Origin of the sequence: Congregibacter sp., assembly GCF_965662665.1 — a bacterium.
Lineage (GTDB): Bacteria > Pseudomonadota > Gammaproteobacteria > Pseudomonadales > Halieaceae > Congregibacter.
Window position 1 is genome coordinate 1 of the sequence record NZ_CBFIIF010000032.1, and the last position, 25,417, is coordinate 25,417.

Consider the following 25,417-nt stretch of genomic DNA (forward strand, 5'->3'; position numbering starts at 1 on the left):
TTATCGACGCAGCTTACGCTGGCACCAAACTCGGCGAAGCAGGCGCCGGATACCAGTCCCACATAGCCCGCCCCAATCATTACAACGTTCATTTAGGTAGACCTTTTCATCAGCAATAGTTGGCGGCGACAGACTATCCGAGCTCAGGCGGGCTGTCTGTAGTAGTCGCGGTACCAGTCCACAAAATTTTGAATTCCCAACTTGATATTGGTACCAGGGCGGTAGTCGACATAATCAGCGAGTGCGTCAATGTCAGCATAGGTGGCGGGGACATCACCAGCCTGCAAGGGCAAAAACTCTTTTTGGGCCTCTTGGCCGAGCGCAGACTCAATAGCGGATATAAAGTCCATCAAGGGTACGGGTTGATTGTTGCCGATGTTAAACAGTCGGTAGGGCGCAGAGCTGCTCCCCGGGTCGGGCTCCGCCGAGTCCCAAGCCGCGTTCGCTTCTGCCGGTTTGCCGAGCAATCGGGTGATGCCCTCTACAATGTCGTCGATATAGGTGAAGTCTCGGCGCATTTGTCCCTGATTGAATACTTTGATGGGCTCACCAGAGAGAATTGCTTTGGTGAACAAAAACAAGGCCATGTCCGGACGTCCCCAGGGGCCATAGACCGTGAAGAAACGCAGGCCCGTGGTCCGCAAGCCATAAAGATGCGAGTAAGTGTGGGCCATGAGTTCATTGGATTTTTTGGTCGCGGCATAGAGCGAGACCGGGTGGTCCACATTATCGTGCACCGAAAATGGCATCTGCGTGTTCATTCCATAGACTGAACTGCTCGATGCATAAATGAGATGGGAGGTGTTTGCGTGTCGACAGCACTCAAGTATGTTCATGAACCCGTCAATGTTGCTGCTGATGTAGGCACGGGGGGTTTCCAGGGAGTAGCGTACCCCCGCTTGGGCCGCCAAATTGATGACTGCATCCAACGCATGATCAGCAAACAATGCCTCCATAGCTTTTCGATCTTCGAGACTGATATTAACGAAGACGAAGCCCTCTCTGGCCTGAAGCTGTGCCAGCCTGTCCCTCTTAAGCTGTACCGAGTAATAATCGTTGAGGTTGTCTAAACCGACGATCTCATGGCCCTCGCTGAGTAAGCGATGACTTAAATGAAACCCAATGAAGCCTGCAGCTCCCGTGACAAGAACGCGCATCTTTTTAAAACTCTTGGAGTTAGAGCTGTATGGTAGCAAATCCTTTTCTGTGACTCTGTACCTGTTCAGCAAGTTCTGTGGCTGGTAGCGTGAGGTTTTTTTAGAAGGGGAGAGGGCTGATGAGCAATCCAAAGCGTGTTTTGCTCACGGGCGGCGCCGGGTACATCGGCTCCCATAGCTGCCTGTCTTTTAGTGAAGCGGGGTACGAGGTCTGTCTCCTCGATAACTTTTCGAATAGTTCGCGAAGAGTTCTTGCTCGCCTGGAGAAGATCCTCGGTTATCGCCCCAAGTTCCATGAGGCCGATATTCGAGATGAGTCGGCGATACAGAGGGTGCTGGAAGCTGCTCGACCGGAGGCAGTGATTCACTTTGCAGGACTGAAAGCGGTGGGTGAATCGGTCAACTTTCCGCTGAGCTATTACGACAATAACGTTGCAGGTACCTTGTCGCTGCTTCGAGCCATGCAGGCCACCTCGATTCGGGAGCTGGTTTTCAGCTCGTCCGCGACGGTGTACGGCGACCCGGCGTCGGTACCGATCACCGAGGGCTTTCCTCGCAGCGCTACGAACCCTTATGGGCGCAGCAAGCTTATTGTCGAAGACATATTGATGGATTTGGCAGTGTCCGATCCGTCCTGGAAGATAGCGCTTTTACGTTACTTTAATCCTGTGGGTGCGCACGAAAGCGGTTTGATAGGTGAGGATCCGTCAGGTGTCCCCAACAATCTTATGCCGTTTATTGCTCAGGTAGCGGTTGGCCGTCGAGAAAAGCTCAGCGTGTTTGGCGGTGACTATGACACCCGTGACGGGACAGGGGTTCGCGACTATATCCACGTTGTGGACCTCGCAGAGGGACATGTCAGCGCTTTGGCGGCTCTGCAGATTCGCGCCGAGGGAGAGCCGCTTATCGTTAACCTCGGCACCGGTACCGGATACAGTGTGCTGGAATTGGTGCGAGCCTTTGAAGCGGCAAGCGGGCGCGAAGTTCCCTTTGAGATCGTTGCGCGCCGGCCCGGTGATGTGGCCCAGTGTTATGCAGACCCGAGTTTCGCGCGAGAGCAACTAGGTTGGACAGCGCGCTTCGGCGTCCAGCGTATGTGCGAGGACGCCTGGCGCTGGCAGTCGAACAATCCCGATGGCTTTAGCGGCTGAGACCTCAATCAAGAGATCCTGCTGCTACCTTTAAGGGCTTTAGGGGCTGTCGCTGCTACGCAAGATGCGCATGCTAGTAACGTTTTTTGCGACATCAGCTTCGTGAAAGACCACCTTGCGCCATTTTTTTTCCGCATACAGTGCGGTCTGATCGCGGAAATGACGACTGTTGGGATTACCCGACTGACTGTAGGTCAGTAGGGCCTCAGCGACGGGCCCCTCATCGTTAAAGCCCAAGGTATAGACAAAACTACTGCCGTGAACGACTGCGTAGCCGTTGTCGGTGAGGTACCGACTGTCAGATACTTTGGTCGTTTGAACGCCCGCTATGGGTGAGGCAGAGGGATCGCCGGACATTTGTAGATTGGCGACGCCTTCAAAACCATTGCCACCATGCACGGGGATAGCATTACCCGCGCGCCAGGCGAACTGGGTATCCCGTAAGCTTGCGTTGAGAGGCAGCCCTGCTTCATCGAGCACTGCAATGGCATCCCGCAGTGTCTGTAGGGCGAGTTCTCCCTCGGCGAGATCTGTGGGTGTGGCAGCGGGGCGATCAACATTAAAGCCTGTCTTAAACAGCTTTCCTGCATTCACCGTGTCGAGCCGGTCGTATCGTGTAAGCCACTCCCGAAACAATGGCGCGCCGGGGCTATCAAGGTTAAGACTGCCATCATAGGCCGCCAAAACGTCACAGGCGCTTTTGAGTTCGGTGCCCTCCTTAAGGCAGGCGCTAGTCAGCGCGGGAAGCAATAGTTCGGCGCTCAGGCCGCGGTTAGAAAACAGGGCGCGCTGTATCTCGTGAATATTGAATCGCTGGTCATCGCCAGCATCGCCATACTCGTTTTCAAGCATTCGGATATTCATTCGCGTGCGCAGCGAGCGCGCAGACTCCGTAGGTCCGTAGAGAATGGAGTAACCCGTGAGAGGTTCCCGCGGGCTGCTCAGCCAATAACTGTCATTAGAGTTAAAGACAAAGTCCCGACGCTCTATCTGCGGGCGATTGTCGAAGGGTACCGTTCCTGCGATGGGTGCCGCGGGATCGTTGATCCACGTGTTTTGGGGGTCGCTACCATTCAGGAGCACCATGCGCCGCCCCCCATATAGTTGCGCTGCCAGTGGGTCCGCTTTTAAGGAGTCTCGCCATTGCTTTTGCGCTTCCGCAGTGATGTTGCCAACCGTGGAGTTGTCGAGATAGAGGGCTCGACCATCAGCGCTCGTCGCAATAGTGTTAACCCAGGGCATAGCGTTGAACTGGCGATGAGCCTCGATAAATTCATCCAGCGACGTGGCTTCTCCCATGGCCTTCCATTGAGCGAGCAGCGAATGATTGCCAACATTGGCGTCTCTCACCGCGTAGGCATGCTTTTCGTCCCAAGCCATGCCAGGCATCGTCAGGATGGGGCCGTGAATACTGAAGTAAATTGTGTGCGAATGGGCGCTTACATTGCCATCCTGATCCTTGAGCGGGAATTCGACGGATCGCGCTTCGATATCGAGCCACTCGTCGCCGTAGCGATAACGAAGAGGGTTTTCGGGGTCGAGTGCCAGACGATAGAGAACCAGGCGCTGACTCGCCGAAACGGTATGCGTCCAACCGAGTGCTTTGTTAAAGCCAATCGATACACCGGGGCTGCCCAGTAGCTGAGCGCCATAAATATCGAGTTTCCCGGGAATGGTGAGGTGCTTCTCCCAGAAGCGGCTTTGGCCATACCAGGGGTAGTGCGGATTCGCGAGAAGCATGCCACGACCATTCTCGGTGTAATCACTACCCAGGGCCCATCCGTTGGAGCCCATGCCTTCGAGTGCCGCGGCATCAAGCGCCGCTAGCTGCACTGCGCCTCCCGGAGCGGACGCCATATCAGTTTTTTCTGTCGGCGGTTGAACGCTGGCTACAGCGCCGCTCATTCGAGGAACGGTTTGCGCGACCATTACCATACGCGTCATAAAATCCAGCGGTGTCGCTTCTGTGAGCCACTCGGCGCCACTACACCAGGACCCGTTGCGTGCACCTGCGTGCTCGCGAAGGTAGCGGTTGTAGCCCGAGGTGTATCCGGCCAGCCAGCGACGAACTTCTTTGTCCTGCGCCGCAAGGGCGGTACGCGCTTGACCACGTAGATCCAGACCACGGACCACAGCATCAAGCGTGATGTTGCTCTGATTCGCGCCGGCGCCCAGGTATCGAGAGCTTTCGCCTCTGCCCTGGAGGAGGCCGAGTGCTATGTTGCAGACATGATCGTTTGCGGCTGTATAGGCTTCCCCGTAACCCAAGGCGCCGTAGTCTTCGGCTTGGATGTGCGGAACCCCGTAGGGCCCTTTGCGAATAGTCACTTCATAGGCTGTTTTCGCGTCTACCCAGTCGTACACCCGTTGTTTTTGTTGAGCGTAGGGCAGGGAGGCAATCTTCCCGGATAAAGCCTGGAAGTCAGATGCACTAAAACTGGCGCCCTGCATGTCTTGGGCGTATTCCAGAAGATCGCTGAGATCCGGCGCGTCAACGCTCGCCAAAACGCTGGTCGCAATCAGCGGGGCAGCCAAAGAGCAAAGTGCTGCGCAAACCTTATGGCTAAAACGGCGGTTCTGGCATGGAGGCTTGGCGTTAACGGCAGTGCTGTCTTGTGGTTTCATGGGTGTCAATGTATCCAGGTTTTGAGTTGTCATTATTGTGGTGGACTATTCTGCATAAACGCACCCGCGTGTCCATGCGCGAGCCGCTAGCGGGTCTCTTTCCACAGCCACGCAGCGCCCCGAACGCCGCTGCTATCGCCATGTTCAGCATTCCGCAGCTCCGTTTGGCAGACATCTGAAAACACCTGACCTGCCAGCATCTGCGGGACCAGGCGGTAGAGGAGCTGGATATTTGACAGACCACCGCCGAGCACTATCACCTCGGGGTCTACGATGTTGACGATCCCTGCCAGAGCGGCACTGAGCATGTCTGCGTACAGGACGAGCGTGTCATGGTGCTTGTCGTCAAGCTGCTGACGGTGCAGTTGATCTATTTCGATGGTTGCGCCATGTAAATCTTCGTGGGTTTGTGCGAGACCAGGCCCGCTGAGCCAGGTTTCTATACAGTTTGTCCGCCCACAGTAGCAGGGGCGTGATTTAAAGGGCTGTATCGGAAGCGCAGAGACCCGCTCCAGAGGCATAGGGTTGTGCCCCCATTCACCGCTAACGGCATTGGGGCCCTGAAGCAAGTTGCCGTCTATCGCAATCCCACCGCCCACACCGGTGCCTATGATCACAGCAAAAACCGTCGACTTGCCCGTTCCGACGCCATCGAGCGCTTCTGAGAGGGCGAGGCAATCGGCGTCATTTGCAATGCGTACAAAGCGGCCCGTGTGGTCCTGTAAGTCTTTCGCCAGCGATCGACCATTGAGCACCGTGCTGTTGCAGTTGCGCATCAAGCCGGTAGCCGGTGAGGGCGAGCCGGGCGTGCAGATACCGATAGGCAGACGTTTTTTCAGTTTTGCTTCGGATTCCAGTTTTTCACATAAATGCTGAATGTGGGATAGGACGCCCTCGTAATCGTTTTTAGGCGTGTCAATGCGCAGGCGGTTAGTGATCTTGCCTTGAGTGTCTACCAGTGCGGCCTCAATTTTCGTGCCTCCGAGGTCAACGCCCAGGAGTAGGGGATTTATTTCCACGGCTGCGTGCTCCTCGTGTGTCGGCTTGGTGCTTATCGAGTGCTCTTCATGGGGATTATTGCTGGCTCCACCACGCGATGCCCTGAGCGTTGAGTTTGGCGTCAAGCGTGAGAGCCTTAGCCTCCACTTGGGCGTCTTTATCTGGCGCCAGTGTTTTCAGCTCACTCTGTGTAACATCAAGCACTCCATTCTCAAGAGACTGCAAGTCTCCGGAAAATCCTCGACCAAGATGGGTGTAGCGATCGAGTTGGCGCAGCAAACACTCACGCTGTGACTCTTCGAATGCCAGCGCACCGAAATGCGTGAGATAAAAGACTGCAGGCTTTGCATCGCACAAAGCGTTTACTGATGCTTGGTAGGCGACCGGATCAAACTGCGTTGGTGTTGTCGCAGGCATCACATAAGCGCCTTGAGTATAGCGCTGGCGCGCATAACTCACGCCAAACATATCGCCGCTAAACCACCCTTGGCTTTGCTCGTCAAAGAGACAGAAGTGATGGTTTGCATGCCCGCGCGTATGCTTGATGGTCAGAGGGCGTTTACCTACGAAAATATTTTCGCCATCGTTGATTACGCGTACGCGGGAAGTTGCCACGGGAACAACCTCGCCATGGAGGGCATGAAAAAGCTCTGCCCCGTAGACACCTTGCGAGCTGGCGATTAGGCGGGACGGATCAACGAGGTGTCTTGCGCCCTTGGGATGCGCGAGTACCTGTGCATTAGGAAAGTGCTCTGCGAGCGCGCCGGCGCCCCCGGCATGATCTAGATGGACGTGGGTAGGGATGATGTAGCGAAGTTGTTCAGCAGCAATAGAGAGCGCCCGAAATGTAGCCAATACATTGTCGACGCTATTGGCGGTACCCGTTTCGATGAGTGCGCATTCCTCACCGTCCACCAGCAAATAGCAGCAGGCTACATCGGGGGCCGTATACAGCGCATCAATACAGTAGATGTTGTTGGAGAGGGTCTGAAATACTGGCTTGGTCATAAGTGGTACCGAAGGCCGGACTCGAACCGGCACACCCGTTAAGGCGGGGGATTTTGAATCCCCTGTGTCTACCAATTTCACCACTTCGGCACAGAAGGGCTTTGATGCCCGATGCTGGGGCGGGCGCGAGTATAACAGTGCATAAAGCCCCTTCGCCAACTCTTGTCCCTAAGTTGTGCATAAGTTGAAGGAAAGCCCACAACAATCCTCTCTTTTCAGACTGTCAGACAGCGATATGATTCTGTACACTCCGCTCGCGCAGAGCCAAGAGCGCGCATCAACTGAGTATCCGCCCACGCACCGCAGGGTGCGCCGACAGAGAGAAAAGAAGTATGACCATGAAATTAGTTAAGAAGACGGACGACTACAGCATTTTTCAGCGTGGTGACGAGCGCTACGCTGTAAAAGACGCGGCTAAGAAGCCGGTAAACGGCGAAGAGAAGGTCCGCATTCTTCTAGAGGAAGGCTTGATTAAGGTAGCTGAGCCTGCAGCCGTTGAAGCTGTAGGTGAAGAAGCGCCTGCCGAAGAGGAAGCCGCTGAAGAGACGGCTGAAGAAGCTCCAGCCGAAGAGTCCGAAGCTGCCGCTGAAGAAGACGGCGAAGACACCGAATAAACGCCGTAAGCCAGAAGCCAGCGCGGGCCTGTCCGCGCTGTTCTCCCCATGCAACTTTCTGATTTTACCTACGATCTCCCGCCAGAGCTGATTGCTCAACAGCCCCTCGCGGAGCGTTCAGCTAGCCGTTTACTGTGTGTTGATGGCGCCAGCGGGACGATGAATCATTCTCAGTTCGCGAATCTTCCCTCCTTGCTCAATGCTGGCGACCTACTGGTTTTCAACGACACCCGAGTGCTTCCCGCCCGTCTTTATGGCGTGAAAGAAACAGGCGGCCGCGTCGAAATCCTCATCGAACGTTTAAGCGGTGACTGCAGCGCCTTGGCGCACATTCGCGCCAGTAAAACGCCTCGCGCCGGACAGACTATTGCGCTGGCGGCCGATCAGAGTAGTCCAGCCACCGATGCTTTGATTACCGTTGAAGGTCGTGAAGGTGACTTGTTCAAGATTACAAGTGCCGAGAGTCTCGGACCACTCCTTGCGCGTATAGGGCATATGCCACTCCCGCCTTACATCGATCGCGATGACGTCCTTGAGGATCGGGAGCGCTACCAAACAGTGTATGCCCAACGCGATGGGGCCGTAGCGGCGCCCACCGCAGGTTTACACTTTGATGATGCGCTACTGGCCAGACTGGAGGCTATGGGCGTCAATCGAGCTCAGGTTACTTTGCACGTCGGTGCGGGCACGTTTCAGCCGGTGCGCAGTGAGAACATTCTTGAACATCAGATGCATGCTGAATATCTCGAGGTTAGCCAGGCGGTATGCGACGCCGTTGCATCCACTCGGGAAAGAGGTGGGCGCGTCGTGGCCGTGGGTACGACCGCAGTGCGCAGTTTGGAGACCGCGGCGGCCTCTGGTCAGCTAGCGCCCTACGTTGGGGATACCCGGCTGTTTGTCTATCCCGGCTACGCCTTTCAATGTGTGGACGCCATGATTACAAATTTTCATTTGCCGGAGTCCACGCTTTTGATGCTGGTCAGCGCATTCTGCGGGCGCGAACTTATGCTCAGTGCTTATAACGAGGCTGTGGCAGAGCGCTATCGGTTTTTTAGCTACGGTGATGCCATGTTTCTTACCCCACAGCCTGAGGCACGCTCCTGATGGAATTTGAGCGTTTATCCAGTGATGGCGCGGCTCGGCGATCACGGCTGCTCTTTGATCGAGGCGTCGTAGAAACGCCTGCGTTTATGCCCGTAGGGACCTATGGCACGGTCAAGGGCATGCTTCCCCGCGATGTCGAAGCTCTCGGCGCGCAGATTATTCTCGGCAACACGTTTCACTTGTGGTTGCGTCCCGGCACCGAGGTCATCGCTGCTCATGGCGACTTGCATGATTTTATGCAGTGGCAGGGACCAATTCTTACGGATTCCGGTGGCTTCCAGGTCTTTAGTCTCGGAGAGATGCGCAAGATCAGTGAAGAGGGCGTTGCGTTTCGATCACCGGTAGATGGCGACAAAGTGTTTCTGGATCCCGAGAAATCGATGGCGATTCAGCGTGCCCTGGGTAGCGACATCGTTATGATTTTTGATGAGTGCACGCCTTACCCAGCGAGTCACGATGAGGCTGCAAAGTCTATGGAGCTTTCCCTGCGCTGGGCGAAACGAAGTCGCGCAGCACATGGCGATAGTACGTCGGCGCTGTTTGGCATTGTGCAGGGAGGCATGTATCCGGATCTTCGAGCACGCTCGCTCGAGGGTTTAGTGGATATAGGCTTTGATGGATACGCGATTGGTGGTCTCTCGGTAGGCGAGCCCAAAGACGAGATGATGAAGGTCCTCGAAGGGCTGCTGCCGTTGCTTCCCGAGAACCATCCGCGGTATCTCATGGGTGTCGGCACGCCGACAGATTTGTTAGAGGGCGTACGTCGCGGCATTGATATGTTCGACTGCGTGATGCCTACAAGAAATGCCCGCAATGGCCACTTGTTCACATCGCGAGGCGTCATAAAGATACGCAACGCGACCCATCGGCATAGTACGGCGCCTCTGGATGACAAGTGCGGCTGTTACACCTGCAAAAATTTTAGCCGGGCCTACTTGCACCATCTCGATAAGTGCAACGAGATATTAGGTTCTCAGCTGAATACGCTGCACAATTTGCATTACTATCAGGACCATATGCGCGGCATTCGCGATGCCATCGACGCTCAGCTTCTGGATGATTTCGCCGACGAGTTTTACGACGCCCAAGCCAGTGGGGCGCGCTAGGCCGTTAGCAGTTAGTTAGGGAGATGCAGAGTATGTTGTACAAACTTGGCGAAGAAAGTCCGGTCCTGGAAGGGGGCGGGCATTTTGTTGCGCCCAATGCTGCGGTTATCGGCCGGGTAACGCTGCGCGATAAAAGCAGCGTGTGGTTCTCCTGCGTTTTGCGCGGAGATGTCGAAGCCATAGAGGTGGGAGCAAGCAGCAATATTCAGGATGGAACTGTGATTCACGCAGACCCCGGATTTCCCGCGCTTATCGGCGACAACGTTACCGTCGGTCACAATGCCATGATTCACGGCTGTACTATTGGAGATGGCACACTGGTGGGCATTAACGCCGTCGTTCTTAACGGTGCAAAGATCGGCAAAAACTGTCTCATTGGTGCAAATGCGCTGGTTACTGAGGGCATGGAGGTTCCCGACGGCTCAATGGTTCTGGGCTCGCCTGGCGTAGTCAAAAAGACCCTGAGCGCCGAGCAGCAGGCAATGCTATCCCTTAACGCCGCGCACTACGCCAATAACGCCGCGCTCTTTAGCAGTGAGCTGGAAGCGCTTTCCTGATGGCGTGGGATGAAGCTCCTAATCAAGATGCCGTCCCCCAGGAGCCGGCGTCGCCTTGTGTATCGGTCTGTGCTTTGGATGAAAACGATATCTGTATGGGCTGTTATCGCAGCGCCGAGGAGATCACGGATTGGTTCGTGGCGAATCCGTCTGAGAAGCTCGAGATGCTGAAAAAGGCAAAGGAACGTCGTGAGGCCGATAACCCCATCCGCTTGCTGTAGCGCGAAGGTTTACTCAGTCCGCGGGCTTGCCTTTTACTGCCCGCACCACGTTGCCCTCGAGCTCCAGTATCTCAAAGCAGTAGCTGCCAATGCGCAGTCCCGCGTTAGCATCCGGGAACGACTCCAGATACTCCAGTACTAGCCCCGACAGCGTCTTTGGGCCATCGGTGGGAAGTTCCCATTTCAAAGCCTTGTTGATATCCCTCACGCTGGCGCCACCATCGAAAACGTAGCTGCCATCCCGCTGGGGGTAGATTTCATCGGAGGCATCGCTGAGGTTGGAGGTAAACTCACCGACGATCTCTTCGAGAATGTCGGCAACCGCAACTAGCCCGATAACGTCTCCATACTCGTCCACCACAAGCGCCAGACGAAATTTCTTTTGCTGGAAGTTTCTCAGCTGCGTGTGCAGTGGTGTGCTCTCGGGAATAAAGTAGGGTTTGTCCAAGGCACTTTGCAGGCCACTGCGGGACAATCCATCGCGGTCCACAACACGACTGACGTTCCGTAGATGCAGCACGCCTTCGATGTTGTTGCTGTCTTCCCGCCACACGGGCAGGAGCGTATGACTGCTGCGGTGAATGGTGTCCAGAATACTCTCGTCACTGGCATCGAGATCAATGCCATAAAACTCGTTTCGGGGCACCATGATGTCGTCGACGGTAACGCCCTCAAGATCCAGGATATTGACCAGCATTCCCCGGTGGCGTTGGGGGATCATGGCGCCGGGGTCGGACACAATGGTTCGCAGTTCTTCACGGGAAACGCGATCTTCGCCGGCTTCGTTGGTATTGACTCCCAGCAATCTGAGTAGGCCATTGGTTACCCAGTTGACTGCGGCAACCAGTGGGATGAGTACACGCATGAGGGGGAGTAAAACAACGCTTGCGGGAAATGCGATTTTTTCGGGATACAACGCGGCAATGGTCTTCGGTGTTACTTCGGCAAAAATGAGTATCACCAGCGTGAGGAGAATCGTGGCGATGACAATGCCGGCGTCGCCATACAGACGGATGGCGATCACCGTAGCGATAGCGGATGCCGCGATATTCACCAGATTGTTGCCAATCAGAATCAAGCCAATGAGACGATCTGGTCGCTCCAGCAGCTTACTCGCCCGTTGGGCGCCTTTGTGTTTTTGCTTGCGCAGGTGCTTCAGGCGATAGCGGTTGAGCGACATCATTCCGGTTTCGGAGCTCGAAAAAAAGCCCGACATCAGAATCAGTGCTGCCAATACGGCAAATAACAGGCCGAGCGGTGCTTCGTTCAACTCAGCTTCTCTCCAGTACCAACTCGAGGACTAGCTTGGAGCCCAAGAATGCCAACATCAGCACTGTAAAGCCGCTGACCGTGAGCCGCACGGCAGTTTGACTGCGCCACCCAAGCCAATGACGACCCCAGAGCAAAACGGCAAACAGTACCCAGGCCGCAATGCTCAAGACTGTTTTGTGCACGAGGTGCTGGGCAAAGATGTCCTCCATGAACACGACGCCGGTGCCGATGGAGAGTGTGAGGGCGATAAAGCCCACCCAGATCAGCTCAAAAAGCATGCTCTCCATCAGTTGGAGAGGCGGAAGCACTGACAGTAGACCACCCATTTGACGGCGCTTGAGCTGCGCGTCCTGCGCAGCAAGGAGCGCGGCTTGGATAGCAGCCAGGGTCAGGATGGAGTACGCCAGTACTGAGCTGCCAATGTGTGCGGCTACCCCGAGGGGGACTCTATGCTCTCTTGCCGCAGTTTCCGGCCCCAGAGTAGAGATGAGCACCGCCACCGCAGACAGCGGATAGAGAAAGACCAGGAGGTTTTGTAAAGGGCGTCGGGTAAGGGCTAGGAGGCAGGCGCAGTTGATGCCCAGAAAAATAAGCGAAAGAATCCTGAAAAAGCCAAAGTTGACCCCATTGTGACCATAGACATTGTGCCAGGTCAGGAATGCATGACAGCCCAAGGCAAAGACGGCCATGATAATCAGGCTGCGGCTCAGGTTGCCGTTATGTTGCAAAGAGCTCACCAGCTGTAGGCCCGCAGCGGCGAGATAAAGCAGTGCAGCAATGACGGCGAGAAAAGCAATGGACATGGGTTTGGGGGCCGGCTCCGCGGCGCGTATACTTGCTATCCCTTGTACCGACTTGTCACTGCGTAATCAATAGCGCGCCCTAGCAAACTGCGCGCCCCAGAAGGACGTTTTACTCCATGTTTCAAAATCTTTCCGAGCGATTAACTCAAAGCCTTCGTTCCGTCACCGGCAAGGCACGTCTCAGTGAAGAGAATATCCAGGGCACTTTGAGAGAAGTGCGTATGGCGCTTCTTGAGGCGGACGTGGCGCTTCCTGTGGTCGTGCAATTTGTTGAATCCGTGAAGCAGCGGGCTTTGGGGCAGGAGGTGATGAGCAGCCTGAGTCCGGGTCAGGCCTTCCTGAAAATCGTTCAGGCGGAGCTAGAGACCGTCATGGGTTCTGCGAACGAGGGATTGGATCTTTCTACGCAACCCCCAGCGGTGATTTTGCTGGCGGGACTTCAGGGCGCGGGTAAAACCACATCCGCTGCCAAGCTCGCAAAACTCCTAAAGGAGCGCGACAAAAAGAAGGTCACCGTGGTCAGCGCCGATGTTTACCGCCCCGCTGCGATAAAGCAGTTGGAAACCCTCGCTGGCGAGATCGGCGTGGATTTCTTTCCATCCACCGTCGATCAAAAGCCCGTGGACATTGCTCTTGCTGCCAGGGAGCACGCACGCATCCAGTTTAGCGATGTCTTGATTGTTGATACCGCCGGACGCTTGGCCGTCGACGAAGCCATGATGGGGGAGATTGCGGAGCTCGAAAAAGCCGTAACGCCGGTAGAAACGCTGTTTGTTGTTGATGCTATGACCGGACAGGATGCAGCCAATACCGCCAAGGCCTTTGGTGAGGCATTGCCACTCACCGGCGTGATCCTGACCAAAGTGGATGCTGACAGTCGTGGTGGAGCTGCGCTATCTGTCCGGCAGATCACGGGCAAGCCCATCAAGTTTTTGGGTGTGGGCGAAAAGACCGAGGCGCTGGATCCGTTTCATCCGGACCGCCTGGCTTCGCGCATTCTGGGCATGGGCGATGTGCTTTCTCTTATTGAGGAGGTAGAGCAGAAAGTTGACCGGGTTAAAGCCGAAAAACTGGCTCGAAAGGTTAAAAAAGGAAAGAAGTTTGATCTGGAAGACCTTCGGGATCAACTCCAGCAAATGAACAATATGGGCGGTATGGCGAGCATGCTGGACAAGATGCCAGGTATGGCGGGTATGGCTCAGGCGGCCCAGTCGCAGATCGACAACAAGTCCTTCGCCCGCATGGAGGCCATGATCAACTCTATGACGCCGCGAGAGCGGCGTAACCCTGAGCTTATTCAGGGCACTCGCAAGCGTCGCATCACCCAGGGCTCCGGTACTCAGGTACAGGACCTCAACCGACTGCTCAAGCAGCATAAGCAGATGGCCAAGATGATGAAGAAAATGAAGGGCGGGGGCATGGAGAAAATGATGCGCGGCATGGGGGGAATGATGCCTCCGGGAGGCGGCGGTTTCCCCCCCATGCGCTAAGCACTGAAAGGCGCTCTAAACGCCCGCAGGTATTGAAAAAATCACAGTGTGAGGGGCTTTCATCAGTCCCTGGTTTTCTGTATGATGCGCCACCTTTCGCAGGGGTCCGAAAAGCACTGTGCTTTACGGCTACCCGAAATTATCGAGTATTTGTCGATGATCTGTGGCCAAACGCCGATGATGGCAGAGGTTTACGGGTTTTCGCAGGAGTGAGTTGGCAAGGCAATGGTAACTATTCGACTTTCACGTAGTGGCGCCAAGAAACGCCCTTTTTATCACCTGACAGTGACTGACAGCCGCAGGTCTCGCGATGGCCGTTTTATCGAGCGCGTGGGGTTTTTTAATCCCGTAGCTCGCGGTCAGGAAGAGCGTCTGCGCGTTGACCGCGCTCGCATCGAGTACTGGCAGGGGCAGGGCGCGCAGCTGTCAGCTCGCGTAGCGAAGCTTCTCAGCGTCGCAGAAACGAGCAGCGAAGCGGCCTAACGGCCTCTCGGGCATGAACACGCCCGAGAATCAGATGCTTCTCGCCGGTAAGATTACCGGCGCTTATGGCATCAAGGGCTGGGTCAAGCTGCACGTTTTTACCGACCCTCCCGAGAATTTTTTTGCCTTCAGTCGTCACCAAGTTACGCGACGGGGGCGAGTAGAAAGCATCCAGTTTGCCGATGGACGTGTTCAAGGCAAGGGCTGGGTTGCCAGAGTCGTAGGGGTCGATACCCGTACCGACGCTGAGCTTCTTCGAGGTACCGAAATATGGGTCCCGAAGACAGATTTACCCGTTTTGGGTGCCGGCGATTATTACTGGCACCAGCTGCAGGGCTTACAGGTCTGGTGCGATCACGAGGGGCAAAGGCTACTCCTTGGTGAGGTAGACCATCTCCTTGAGACCGGCGCAAATGATGTACTGGTGCTGCGCCCCTGTGACGGCAGTATCGATGAGAGAGAGCGTCTCATCCCCTATCTTCCGGACGATGTTGTTTTGTCGGTAGATATGGACGACAGAAGTATGACCGTAGATTGGCACCCGGAGGATTAATGCGGGTTGCGATGGTGACACTCTTTCCGGAGACGCTGGACCTGGTGAGTGAAGTCGGTGTTACGGGGCGGGCGGTGCGCGACGAGCGATTGCAGATCGCCGCGATAAACCCGCGGGATTACACCACGGACCGCCATCGCAGTGTTGACGACCGTCCTTACGGGGGCGGCCCAGGCATGGTAATGAGGCCCGAGCCTCTAGCCGCAGCCCTTCAGGCGGGGCGGGATTTTGCGGGAGACGGCGCGCCAGTAATTTATCTGTCGCCCCAGGGTCGCAAATTTGACCACGATCGGGCGAAAGAATTTTCAGAGCTGCCCGGAATGGTGCTGCTCGCGGGTCGCTACGAAGGTGTTGATGAGCGGCTGGTTAAGTCAGCGGTGGATGAAGAGCTTTCCATCGGTGATTATGTTTTAAGCGGTGGTGAGTTGGCCGCACTGGTAGTTGTCGACGCGGTATCGCGCCTTCTGCCGGGAGTGCTGGGGCACGAGGACTCGGCAACAGAAGATTCCTTTGCTCAGGGTCTACTGGATTGCCCGCATTTTACGCGGCCAGAGCAGTATGAGGGGCAGGACGTTCCCTCGGTACTACTCAGTGGAGACCATGCGGCAATTCGGCGCTGGCGCTTAAAACAGGCGCTGGGGAGGACTTGGGAGAGACGCCCGGACCTGCTGGAGGCGCTGGAGCAGAGCAGAGAATTAACCGCCGAAGAGCAGATGCTCTTGGCGGAGTACCAAAAAGACCAGCGTTAGTCGGTGTTTTTGGTGTGGAGGTAGACGGTAAGTCTGTGAGTTTGCGTCGATTTTAGTGATTTCGGCGTAAAGCAGGACAATAGAATTTAATACATGATTATCCATTGGATGATCGAAGGTAGTTTGGGAGCAACAAAATGAGCACCAATGCAATAATTTCTCAGTTAGACGCTGAGCAGATGAACAAGGAACTGCCGGAGTTTGCCCCCGGTGACACCGTCGTTGTTCAGGTTAAAGTGAAAGAAGGCAGCCGTGAGCGACTTCAGGCTTTTGAGGGCGTTGTACTAGGCAAGCGCAATCGTGGCCTTAATTCCGCGTTCACCGTACGTAAGATTTCTCACGGTGTTGGTGTAGAGCGTACTTTTCAGACCTACTCTCGCCTCCTGGAGTCCATCGAGGTGAAGCGTCGTGGTGACGTTCGTCAGGCAAAACTCTACTACTTGCGTGAGCGTTCAGGTCGTTCCGCACGTATTAAAGAAAAGCTGGGTTGATTCGTGCGCCGCGATAGCGGCCATTGAACACTTGAGAGCGGCCTCCTTCTTCGAGGGACGGGCCGCTTTTTTGTTCCTCCTATCTATCGAACGTATGAAGCTTCCGTAGTTTGCTAAGCTCTCCACATGCCTGAGTCCGCTGCGAGCGCCGATTTCCCCCTTCTCGAAACCTATCTCGACGCTGTCTGGATGGAGAAGGGATTGAGTGAGAACACCCTGGCAGCGTATCGGCGAGACTTACAGGCCTTTTCTCGATGGTGTGCCCTGCGAAATCGCTCGGGCACAGAGGTCACTCGAAGCGATGTCGAGGCTTATCTCGCGAGTCTTCTAGAGGCAAAACGCTCCCCCCGTTCCGCAGCGCGCGCCTTGTCGTGCCTTAGGGGGTTTTATCGTTACCTGCTTCGTAGCGGGCATTTGTCTGATGATCCTACCCTCGGTTTGGATAGCCCCCGTTTGGGTCGCCCGCTGCCCAAGACACTCTCCGAAGCTGATGTAGATGCGCTACTCAAGGCGCCCAATCTGGATGACCCCATCGGCTTTCGAGACCGATGTATGTTGGAGTTGCTCTACGCCTGCGGCTTGCGCGTATCGGAATTGACCGGATTGACGCTGTCTCAGCTGAGTCTCAACCAGGGGGTGGTACGCATTACCGGCAAGGGCGGCAAGGAGCGTCTGGTACCCATTGGCGAGGAGGCCCTGCACTGGATGCAGCGCTATCTTCGAGAGGCTCGGCCAGAGCTATTGGGCAACACGACTTCAGAAGTGCTGTTTCCCAGCCGTCGTGCCCAGATGATGACGCGGCAAACCTTTTGGCATCGCATAAAACAGCATGCGATAACCGCCGGCATCCAAAAGTCTATTTCGCCGCATGTCCTGAGGCACGCTTTTGCCACGCACTTGGTGAATCACGGAGCGGACTTGCGCGTTGTGCAGTTGCTGTTGGGGCATAGCGATCTCAGTACCACACAGATATACACCCATGTGGCGCGACAGCGCCTGCAAAGCCTCCATTCAAAGCATCACCCCCGGGGCTAAAATAGTGCGGAGAGGCCTGAGTTAGTGTCCAACTTGTGGGCTATTTTCCCGCGATCAGTTGCTGAGTGAACTAATCAAGACTGGTATGATCCAATTTTTCGAAGAGCGTTTTTTTAATCGCTAATCGTGATGAACTTAATGGGACCTGTTTCATGTTTGTAAGTTGTAGTTCTACCCGTCGTACCGGTCGACCTTTGTTTGTTGAGTTGGCGCTGTGTCTTGTTGCCCTCGCCTCATCGGTCTATGCCGATGAGGGCGTCGACCCTGCTATCGAAAAGAAGCTCCGCGCACGGCTGGGCGCACCGCAGATTGGTCTGGAAGTTCAGAGTGTCGAAGCCAGCGAACTGCCGGGTCTGTATAAGGTGGGTATTGAGCAGGGGCCAACGATTTATTCCACAGAGGATGGCGATTACTTCCTGGTTGGTGATCTTTACAACGTTGGTGTCACCGGATTGGTGAATCTGGGCGAGCAGCAACGCTCTGACGACCGTAAAGAAGCCATCGCGGCGGTGCCTGAGAAAGACGTCATCGTGTTTCCTGCCGAGGGTGAGACTCTAGGTAGCATCACTGTATTTACTGATGTCTCCTGTTTTTATTGTCAAAAGCTTCATAAAGAAGTTCCAGAGTTAAACCGTCGAGGCGTGGAAGTCCGGTACCTGGCCTACCCACGGCAAGGGATTGGTTCTCCTGGTTTTCGTCAGCTGGCCAGCGCCTGGTGTGCGGACGATCGGCAGGCGACTCTGACGGCGTTCAAGAACCGTGAAGAACTTGAGGAAAATGTCTGCCCCGGCAATCCTATTGCTGAGCAGTTTGCACTGGGTCAACAATTGGGCGTGCGCGGCACACCTGCCATTGTCACGCCAAAGGGCGAGATGATTCCGGGCTACAAGAGCGCCGATGACCTTATCGCGGTGCTGGGTCTATAGTCCTGAGGATCTGTCGTAGCAGTCTTTGGGCTGAGGTCTCATCCGTTTAATCTACGCTTGGTTTGACAGTCTTAAGCGCGAGCTTTAGTTTCTCGACCCTTTCGTGTCTGTGCCGTCTGCGGATAGACGGTTTTTACATTTGGTAAGTTAAGCAAGCGAGTCCCCGTGGAAGAGCAATTTCAGCGCATTCAGCGCCTCCCTCCTTATGTGTTCAGCATCGTCGGTGATTTGAAGCAGGCCGCGCGGGCGGCGGGGGAGGACATTATAGATTTCGGTATGGGCAACCCTGATCAGCCTACGCCTTCGCACATCGTTGAGAAAATGGTGGAAGCGGCGCAGCGACCGGATACCCATCGTTACTCGCAGTCAAAAGGTATTCCGCGGCTGCGTAAGGCTATCTGTGATTGGTATCGCCACCGTTATGCGGTGGAGTTAGATCCCGAAACAGAGGCCATTGTGACTCTCGGCTCAAAAGAGGGTCTAGCGCATCTTGCGTTGGCGACGACCGGTCCCGGCGACGCCATTCTTGTTCCCAACCCGTCCTATCCAATTCACCCCTATGGTTTTGTGATCTCTGGTGCGGATATACGTCACGTCCCCATGGGAGATGAAACCGAGTTTTTTGAAGAACTGGAGAACGCGATTCGCAACAGCTGGCCGAAACCCAAGATGCTGGTGCTGAACTTTCCCTCCAACCCCACGACAGACTGTGTCGAGCTGCCGTTTTTTGAGAAGGTGGTGGAGATAGCGCGCGAACACCAGATTTGGGTAGTGCAGGACCTTGCCTACGCGGATCTCTGCTTTGATGGATATGTAGCGCCCTCGATTTTGCAGGTAGAAGGCGCGCGAGACGTTGCCGTCGAGTTTTTTAGTATGTCTAAAAGCTACAACATGCCCGGATGGCGTATTGGCTTTTGTTGCGGTAATTCGACACTCGTGGGAGCCCTTGCGCGTATGAAGTCCTATCTGGATTACGGCATGTTTACGCCGATTCAGGTTGCAGCCATTGCCGCATTGGAGGGCGATCAGACGTGCGTGTCCGAGATCAATGCGATGTATCGCTCTCGCCGCGATGTTTTGTGTGATGGTTTAACAGCCAGTGGGTGGCCGGTGACGCCCCCCAAGGCGACCATGTTTGTGTGGGCGCAGATTCCCGAGTCTTATCGTGAGCTGGGGTCTTTGGAGTTCAGTAAGAAACTGCTCCAGGATGCGAAGGTTGCTGTATCCCCGGGTATTGGTTTTGGAGAATATGGCGAGGGCTATGTGCGCTTTGGCCTTATCGAGAATGAACACAGAACGCGTCAGGCGATCCGAAACATTAAGCGCATGTTTCGTGAAGATGGTGTGCCAGGTGCCTGACCTACCCATGGGACCTTTTTCGTCCGGTATAAACAACTTATGGAGAAGACTGACAAAATGAGCGCATTGCGGATTGGAGTCTGCGGTAACGGCACAGTCGGTGGTGGCACCATTGAGCTGCTTCGCAATCAGGCGGCGCTATTGAGTGCGCGGTCCGGCCGTGAGCTTGTGCTAACGCGGATTGGTGCGCGTCGAGATCGAGATGACTGTCCCGCTCTCGATGTACCTGTACACCGTGATCTCCTTGAGGTGGCCCACGCCGAGGATGTCGACGTCCTCGTAGAGAGTATCGGTGGTACGAGCCTCGCAAAGGAACTCGTTGAAACGGCACTTCGCAGTGGTAAGTCTGTCGTAACCGCGAACAAGGCCTTGGTAGCTGAGCACGGCAATGAGCTGCTTGCGCTTGCCGAAGAGTGCAATCAAAGCCTGCTCTGTGAGGCCGCTGTTGCCGGCGGCGTGCCGATACTCAAAGCGCTTCGGGATGGCATGGCCGCTAATTCGGTGAGTGAGCTTTCCGGCATTATTAATGGCACCGGTAACTTCATTCTTACAGAGATGGGCGCTCATCAGCGATCCTTTGACGATGTGTTGACCGAAGCGCAGGCGCTGGGCTACGCCGAAGCGGATCCAACCTTTGATGTAGAGGGGATTGATGCAGCGCACAAGCTAAGCATCCTTGCTGCCATGGCATTTGCGACACCGCTTAATTTCCCGGCGGTATTCTGTGAGGGCATCAGTGCGGTAACACCTGCAGATATTCAGTTTGCTGACGAGTTGGGCTATCGCATAAAGCATCTCGGGATTGCCAAGCAGCACGCTGATGGCGTGGAGTTACGTGTCCATCCGACGCTGCTCCCCAAAGATGCCTTGCTCGCCAGTGTCGACGGCGTGCTCAATGCCGTGCGTTTGCAGGGCGATGCCGCGGGAGAGACGGTGTATTCTGGCGCAGGCGCGGGACGTTTCCCGACGGCATCCGCGGTGGTTGCAGATCTAGTGGATCTTGCCCGGGCGGACACAAAGCCTTTGCATTGTCTGGGTGTGCCGGTTGCAAAGCTGGAACCCCAGCCTATATTGCCTATGGATGCGGTGTCCTGTGCCTGGTATCTCCGTCTGGAAGCTGAGGATCGCCCGGGAGTGATGTCCCAGCTGGCCAGTTGCCTGGGCGCGGAAGGTATTAGTATCGAAGCGCTGATTCAAAAGCCGCCAAAAGGAGCAGCCTCGACCGTTCCCGTCGTGGTGCTTACTAACGCCGCCCGAGAGGATGCACTGCGCCGCGCGGTTTCGGCTATCGCCGCGCTGCCCGGGATTGATCAGCCACACTGCATTCGAATCGAATCGCCGAACTAGGGGGAATCCTGTGCGCTACATCAGTACCCGAGGCACCGCACCAACGCTCAGTTTCGAAGAGGTATTGCTCACCGGCCTGGCGAGTGATGGTGGACTGTATGTCCCCGAGAGCCTTCCGAGCTTCACTTCTGCAGATCTGGAGGAGATGGCTTCTCTGGATTACGCATCGCTTGCCCATCGGATCCTGCTGCCCTTTGTCGAAGAAGCCTTCGGCAGTGAGGAACTTCGAGTCATTATTGACGAGACTTATGCCGTGTTCCGGCATTCGGCGGTCGCGCCCCTGGTGCAGCTTGAGCACAATCAGTGGGTGCTTGAACTTTTCCATGGACCCACTTTGGCGTTCAAAGATTTTGCGCTGCAGCTGCTGGGACGATTGCTCGACGCGGTTCTGAAGCGCCGTGGAGAAAAAGTGGTGATCATGGGGGCCACGTCGGGAGACACGGGTTCCGCTGCCATCGCTGGATGTCAGCGCTGCGACAACATCGATATTTTTATTCTGCATCCGCATCAGCGGGTGTCTGAAGTGCAGCGTCGTCAGATGACCACGCTGAGCGGTCCGACGATTCATAATCTCGCCATTGAAGGCAATTTCGATGACTGCCAGGCTATGGTGAAAGCAAGCTTTCGGGATCAGAGTTTTCTTCCCGAAGGGCGCAGCCTTGTCGCGGTTAACTCCATCAACTGGGCTCGCATTATGGCCCAGATTGTTTACTACTTTTACGCGGGGCTCGCTTTGGGTGCCCCTCATCGCGCAGCCGCTTATTCGGTTCCCACCGGCAACTTCGGTGACATTTTTGCAGGTTATCTTGCCTCCAAGATGGGCCTACCTATCGCTCAGCTGATGATCGCAACCAATCGCAACGATGTACTCCATCGTTTGTTGAGCAGCGGTGATTACGCCCGACAGGCGCTGGAGCACACCTTGTCACCAAGCATGGATATCTCCGTATCCAGCAACTTCGAACGCCTGATGTTTGATCTTTACGATCGCGATGGGGCGGCGATAGCTGGACTCATGGCGGCCTTTGATAGTGGCGACATTGCGCTATCTGAGAAGGCGATGGCCAACGCTCGAAAGATGTTCGCCAGTCATCGTGTTGATGACGCTGAGACGCTGTCCTGCATAGCATCGGTCTGGGATCAGACCGGCTATCTCCTGGATCCTCATAGTGCGATCGGGTATGCCGCTGCCAAGCAGTCAAAGGCTCATCCCGATGTATCGTGGGTAACGCTGGCGACTGCCCATCCGGCGAAGTTTCCCGATGCCATCGAGCAGGCTGCCGTAGGAACCGCACCGCAGCTGCCGGCGCATCTGGCTGATCTCTTTGATCTTGATGAGCACTTTGATGTTTTGCCCAAGGACATCGCTGCGGTGCAGCGTTTTATGTCCGAACACCTGGGCGCTTAATTGTCGCGTCGCCAGCGCAGCATTCGCCGGCGCGAGAGTGACGGTGCTGAAAAATTCAGCGGACTCTCTCCGTTACTCGCCCGAGTGTATGCCGCAAGGGGAGTCACAGATACCTCAGACTTAGATCTTGCCCTGTCGGCGCTTCTCTCGCCTGCACTTTTGGCGGGACTTCCTGCAGCGAGCGAGCGCCTCGAAAAAGCACTCGAGCGCGACGAAAGTATCCTCATTGTTGGAGATTTTGATGCTGACGGTGCCACGAGCACGGCGCTGGCGGTCGCGGGTCTCCGTCAGTTTGGCGCCACGCGCGTTGACTATCTGGTTCCCAATCGCTTTGAGTTTGGTTACGGACTGACGCCAGGCATTGTCGATCTGGCAGCGCAGCGCAAACCTGATCTGATTATCACTGTGGACAATGGGATTTCGTCTGTCGAGGGCGTGGCTGCCGCAAACGCTGCGGGCATTGAAGTGCTGATAACCGATCATCACTTACCCGGTGATGAGTTGCCTGCTGCATCGGTGATCGTCAATCCAAATCAGCGTGGCTGTGAGTTTCCGAGCAAGGCGCTAGCGGGCGTGGGGGTTATGTTTTACCTCCTTCTTGCCCTGCGTACACGACTCAGAGATCGCGGATGGTTCGACGAAAGAGGCATCCAGGTGCCGCATCTGGGCGCGTTTTTGGATCTGGTGGCCTTGGGCACAGTCGCTGACGTAGTGCCTCTGGATCACAATAATCGAATCCTTGTGCAGGGCGGTTTGGCGCGAATGCGCAGCGGGCGCGCTCGTCCGGGTATCAACGCTTTACTGAGTGTGGCGGGGCGCGATCCCGACACCGTTGTAGCGAGCGACCTGGGTTTTGCCGCGGGTCCGCGATTGAACGCAGCGGGGCGTTTGGACGATATGTCTCTGGGTATCGAGTGTTTGCTGTCGGAGGATCCGAGGCAGGCACGCGGCATCGCTCTCGAGCTGGATAGCATGAATCGTGAGCGTCAACGCATCGAGCGGGGCATGGAAGAAGAAGCCCTTGCGGCGCTGGCCGGGCTCAAGCTCAAGGAGAGTGACTTACCCCCAGCGCTGGTACTCCATGATTCAGGTTGGCACCAGGGCGTGGTGGGCATTCTGGCCTCGCGGATCAAAGATCGGTTTCACCGACCGGTGATTGCCTTTGCCAGAAGCGGGGAGGGTGAACTCAAAGGTTCCGGCCGGGGAATACCTGGCATGCATCTTCGGGACCTTCTGGATACCGTGGCGACGAGCCACCCGGGTCTTATCGACCGTTTTGGAGGACATGCCATGGCGGCGGGCCTGTCGTTGGCGGAGTCACACTTTGACCAATTCGCTGAGGCCTTTACCGATGCGGTTCAAAAAGCGGGCGGCCTCATGCTCGAGCCGGTATTGGAGAGCGACGGCGAATTGCTTCCTGAGGATTTTGCCCTTGAGACGGCAGAAATGCTGCGCGACGCCGGCCCCTGGGGGCAATTGTTTCCCGAACCCCTATTTGACGGTATTTTTGAGTTACGTTCCCAGCGCATTGTAGGAGAACGCCATCTCAAAATGAGTCTCGCCAGGCCCGGGGACGAGGCGCCTCTGGAAGCGATTGCCTTTGGTGTTGATACCGAGCGTTGGCCGGACTCGTCGGTGAGGCAAGTCAAACTAGCCTATCGTCTGGATGTGAATCAGTTTCGCGGTGAGCGGCGTCTGCAGTTGCTCGTCGAGCAAATCGAAGCCCTCTGAAGATGTCTCTTTAGGGCCTTGCTAGGGTAGAATGGCCGCCTTTTTTGACGAGCCGTTTCTATGCTGGAAATCAACCCACTTATTCAAAGTCTGAAAGATATCGAGGCGCGTACCGACGTGCTTAGGGGGTATCTTTGACGTTGATCAGCGTCGTGAACGTCTTTCGGAAGTCGAGCTAGAGCTCGCGGAGCCCAGTGTTTGGGACCAGCCAGAACGAGCTCAGGATCTTGGGCGCGAGAGAGCCTCTCTCGAGGCAATCGTAAGCTCCATTGAAGCCCTGGACACCGGCGCATCGGATATCCTTGATCTGCTTGAGATGGCCTCCGAGGAAAACGACGAGGCTGCGGTCAGTGAATTAGAGCAAGAGATTCAGGCATTGCTCAAGGTGCTGGAACAGCTGGAATTCCGGCGCATGTTTAACGGCGAGATGGACGCAAACAATGCGTTTCTGGACATCCAGTCGGGCTCCGGCGGTACCGAGGCTCAGGACTGGGCCGAGATTCTTTTGCGGATGTATTTACGTTGGGGCGAGTCCCGGGGATTTTCTACAGACTTGATTGAAGCATCGGGTGGCGATGTTGCCGGCATCAAGAGTGCAACGATCAAGTTCACCGGGGAGTACGCCTTTGGTTGGCTGCGAACGGAGACCGGTGTCCACCGTCTTGTACGTAAGTCGCCCTTTGATTCGGGAAACCGACGGCATACATCCTTTGCGTCAGTGTTTGTAGCCCCGGAGATTGACGACAATATCGAGATTGAGATCAACCCTGCGGATCTTCGCGTTGATACTTATCGTGCCAGTGGAGCAGGCGGGCAGCACGTTAATAAAACAGACTCTGCCGTGCGCTTGACCCACAATCCGTCGGGCATCGTCGTGCAATGCCAGACCGAGCGTTCCCAGCATCAGAACCGTGATAATGCGATGAAGCTCCTGCGTGGGAAGCTCTACGAGATGGAGATTCTTAAGCGCAATGAAGAAAAGCAGATCATGGAAGACAACAAGGCCGATATCGGATGGGGCAGTCAGATTCGTAGCTACGTTCTAGATGCTTCACGTATCAAGGATCTTCGCACCAACGTGGAGACAAGCAACACCCAGGCGGTGCTCGATGGCGATATCGATCAGTTTATCGAAGCATCTTTGAAGAAAGGCCTGTAGTTGTAGATAGCGTGGATAGAGTGGGTAGTGTGAATAGAGCGGACACGGTACAAGGGTCAGGAAACAGAA

General features: G+C 55.6%; 25 protein-coding genes and 1 tRNA gene. 18 read left to right on the forward strand and 8 right to left on the reverse strand.

Annotated elements, in window-relative coordinates:
* Both ACTG39_RS11785 and ACTG39_RS11790 read right to left on the reverse strand, forming a co-directional pair.
* On the reverse strand, positions 1-92 hold a 92-nt coding region (locus tag ACTG39_RS11785), incomplete at its 3' end, for a hypothetical protein (protein WP_439107790.1).
* A gap of 51 nt (positions 93-143) precedes the next feature.
* Entirely contained in the window at positions 144-1,157 is a 1,014-nt protein-coding gene (locus ACTG39_RS11790; RefSeq protein WP_439107758.1) for an NAD-dependent epimerase, read from the reverse strand.
* A 119-nt stretch (positions 1,158-1,276) separates the two neighbouring features.
* On the opposite strand from ACTG39_RS11790, the gene galE reads away from it, so the two are divergent.
* Positions 1,277-2,308, forward strand: coding sequence for a UDP-glucose 4-epimerase GalE (gene galE / locus ACTG39_RS11795; RefSeq protein ID WP_439107759.1), 1,032 nt, complete (start codon positions 1,277-1,279; stop codon positions 2,306-2,308).
* A 39-nt stretch (positions 2,309-2,347) separates the two neighbouring features.
* On the opposite strand, the gene ACTG39_RS11800 is transcribed toward galE, so the two are convergent.
* The 4 genes from ACTG39_RS11800 to ACTG39_RS11815 all read right to left on the reverse strand — a co-directional run bounded on the left by ACTG39_RS11800 (position 2,348) and on the right by ACTG39_RS11815 (position 7,030).
* Positions 2,348-4,933: an acylase gene (locus ACTG39_RS11800; RefSeq protein WP_439107760.1), complete on the reverse strand. Its 2,586-nt coding sequence runs from the start codon at positions 4,931-4,933 to the stop codon at positions 2,348-2,350.
* Between the two features lie 86 nt (positions 4,934-5,019).
* Positions 5,020-5,952 (reverse strand): ROK family protein, encoded by a 933-nt coding sequence (locus tag ACTG39_RS11805; protein WP_439107761.1) that lies wholly within the window; start codon positions 5,950-5,952, stop codon positions 5,020-5,022.
* Positions 5,953-6,007: 55 nt separating this feature from the next.
* Positions 6,008-6,940, reverse strand: coding sequence for an MBL fold metallo-hydrolase (locus ACTG39_RS11810; RefSeq protein ID WP_439107762.1), 933 nt, complete (start codon positions 6,938-6,940; stop codon positions 6,008-6,010).
* Positions 6,941-6,943: 3 nt separating this feature from the next.
* Positions 6,944-7,030 (reverse strand) — tRNA-Leu (locus ACTG39_RS11815).
* Between the two features lie 248 nt (positions 7,031-7,278).
* Between ACTG39_RS11815 and ACTG39_RS11820 the strand changes: the two genes are divergently transcribed.
* From ACTG39_RS11820 to ACTG39_RS11840, 5 genes are read left to right on the forward strand one after another with little or no spacing between them, the layout of a single operon-like run.
* Positions 7,279-7,554 carry a hypothetical protein gene (locus tag ACTG39_RS11820; protein WP_439107763.1) on the forward strand — a complete coding sequence of 92 codons (276 nt, stop codon included), beginning with the start codon at positions 7,279-7,281 and terminating at the stop codon, positions 7,552-7,554.
* Positions 7,555-7,602: 48 nt separating this feature from the next.
* A complete protein-coding gene (queA, locus tag ACTG39_RS11825) occupies positions 7,603-8,658 on the forward strand; it encodes a tRNA preQ1(34) S-adenosylmethionine ribosyltransferase-isomerase QueA (protein WP_439107764.1) in 1,056 nt (351 codons plus the stop codon).
* On the forward strand, positions 8,658-9,764 hold the full coding sequence (gene tgt, locus ACTG39_RS11830) for a tRNA guanosine(34) transglycosylase Tgt (RefSeq protein WP_439107765.1): 1,107 nt from the start codon (positions 8,658-8,660) through the stop codon (positions 9,762-9,764). Before queA ends, tgt begins: the two co-directional genes overlap by 1 nt.
* 32 nt (positions 9,765-9,796) lie before the next feature.
* Positions 9,797-10,321, forward strand: a complete 525-nt coding sequence (locus ACTG39_RS11835) for a gamma carbonic anhydrase family protein (RefSeq protein ID WP_439107766.1) — start codon at positions 9,797-9,799, stop codon at positions 10,319-10,321.
* Complete coding sequence (locus ACTG39_RS11840) at positions 10,321-10,542, forward strand: DUF1289 domain-containing protein (protein ID WP_439107767.1); 222 nt, start codon at positions 10,321-10,323, stop codon at positions 10,540-10,542. Before ACTG39_RS11835 ends, ACTG39_RS11840 begins: the two co-directional genes overlap by 1 nt.
* 13 nt (positions 10,543-10,555) lie before the next feature.
* On the opposite strand, the gene ACTG39_RS11845 is transcribed toward ACTG39_RS11840, so the two are convergent.
* A complete protein-coding gene (locus ACTG39_RS11845; protein ID WP_439107768.1) occupies positions 10,556-11,812 on the reverse strand; it encodes an HlyC/CorC family transporter in 1,257 nt (418 codons plus the stop codon).
* A 1-nt stretch (position 11,813) separates the two neighbouring features.
* Positions 11,814-12,617: a cytochrome C assembly family protein gene (locus tag ACTG39_RS11850; protein WP_439107769.1), complete on the reverse strand. Its 804-nt coding sequence runs from the start codon at positions 12,615-12,617 to the stop codon at positions 11,814-11,816.
* Positions 12,618-12,733: 116 nt separating this feature from the next.
* Here ACTG39_RS11850 and ffh point away from each other — a divergent pair, with 116 nt between their 5' ends.
* The 12 genes from ffh to prfB all read left to right on the forward strand — a co-directional run bounded on the left by ffh (position 12,734) and on the right by prfB (position 25,348).
* Entirely contained in the window at positions 12,734-14,107 is a 1,374-nt protein-coding gene (gene ffh, locus ACTG39_RS11855) for a signal recognition particle protein (RefSeq protein WP_439107770.1), read from the forward strand.
* A 225-nt stretch (positions 14,108-14,332) separates the two neighbouring features.
* Positions 14,333-14,590: a 30S ribosomal protein S16 gene (gene rpsP, locus ACTG39_RS11860; protein WP_439107771.1), complete on the forward strand. Its 258-nt coding sequence runs from the start codon at positions 14,333-14,335 to the stop codon at positions 14,588-14,590.
* Positions 14,591-14,603: 13 nt separating this feature from the next.
* Positions 14,604-15,143, forward strand: a complete 540-nt coding sequence (gene rimM / locus ACTG39_RS11865) for a ribosome maturation factor RimM (protein ID WP_439107772.1) — start codon at positions 14,604-14,606, stop codon at positions 15,141-15,143.
* Positions 15,143-15,892: a tRNA (guanosine(37)-N1)-methyltransferase TrmD gene (gene trmD, locus ACTG39_RS11870; RefSeq protein ID WP_439107773.1), complete on the forward strand. Its 750-nt coding sequence runs from the start codon at positions 15,143-15,145 to the stop codon at positions 15,890-15,892. Before rimM ends, trmD begins: the two co-directional genes overlap by 1 nt.
* 137 nt (positions 15,893-16,029) lie before the next feature.
* On the forward strand, positions 16,030-16,383 hold the full coding sequence (rplS, locus tag ACTG39_RS11875; RefSeq protein ID WP_439107774.1) for a 50S ribosomal protein L19: 354 nt from the start codon (positions 16,030-16,032) through the stop codon (positions 16,381-16,383).
* Positions 16,384-16,509: 126 nt separating this feature from the next.
* Complete coding sequence (gene xerD, locus ACTG39_RS11880) at positions 16,510-17,418, forward strand: site-specific tyrosine recombinase XerD (RefSeq protein ID WP_439107775.1); 909 nt, start codon at positions 16,510-16,512, stop codon at positions 17,416-17,418.
* Positions 17,419-17,570: 152 nt separating this feature from the next.
* Positions 17,571-18,344 (forward strand): DsbC family protein, encoded by a 774-nt coding sequence (locus ACTG39_RS11885; protein WP_439107776.1) that lies wholly within the window; start codon positions 17,571-17,573, stop codon positions 18,342-18,344.
* Positions 18,345-18,509: 165 nt separating this feature from the next.
* Entirely contained in the window at positions 18,510-19,703 is a 1,194-nt protein-coding gene (gene alaC, locus ACTG39_RS11890; RefSeq protein ID WP_439107777.1) for an alanine transaminase, read from the forward strand.
* A 57-nt stretch (positions 19,704-19,760) separates the two neighbouring features.
* Positions 19,761-21,050: a homoserine dehydrogenase gene (locus ACTG39_RS11895; RefSeq protein WP_439107778.1), complete on the forward strand. Its 1,290-nt coding sequence runs from the start codon at positions 19,761-19,763 to the stop codon at positions 21,048-21,050.
* 10 nt (positions 21,051-21,060) lie between these two features.
* Entirely contained in the window at positions 21,061-22,458 is a 1,398-nt protein-coding gene (gene thrC / locus ACTG39_RS11900) for a threonine synthase (protein ID WP_439107779.1), read from the forward strand.
* Positions 22,459-24,189, forward strand: a complete 1,731-nt coding sequence (gene recJ / locus ACTG39_RS11905; protein ID WP_439107780.1) for a single-stranded-DNA-specific exonuclease RecJ — start codon at positions 22,459-22,461, stop codon at positions 24,187-24,189.
* Positions 24,190-24,249: 60 nt separating this feature from the next.
* Positions 24,250-25,348 (forward strand): peptide chain release factor 2 gene (gene prfB, locus ACTG39_RS11910; RefSeq protein WP_439107781.1). Its coding sequence is split into 2 segments (ribosomal slippage): positions 24,250-24,324 and positions 24,326-25,348, totalling 1,098 coding nucleotides; the frame shifts between segments, so codons are not numbered across the junction.
* Positions 25,349-25,417 lie beyond the last annotated feature (69 nt).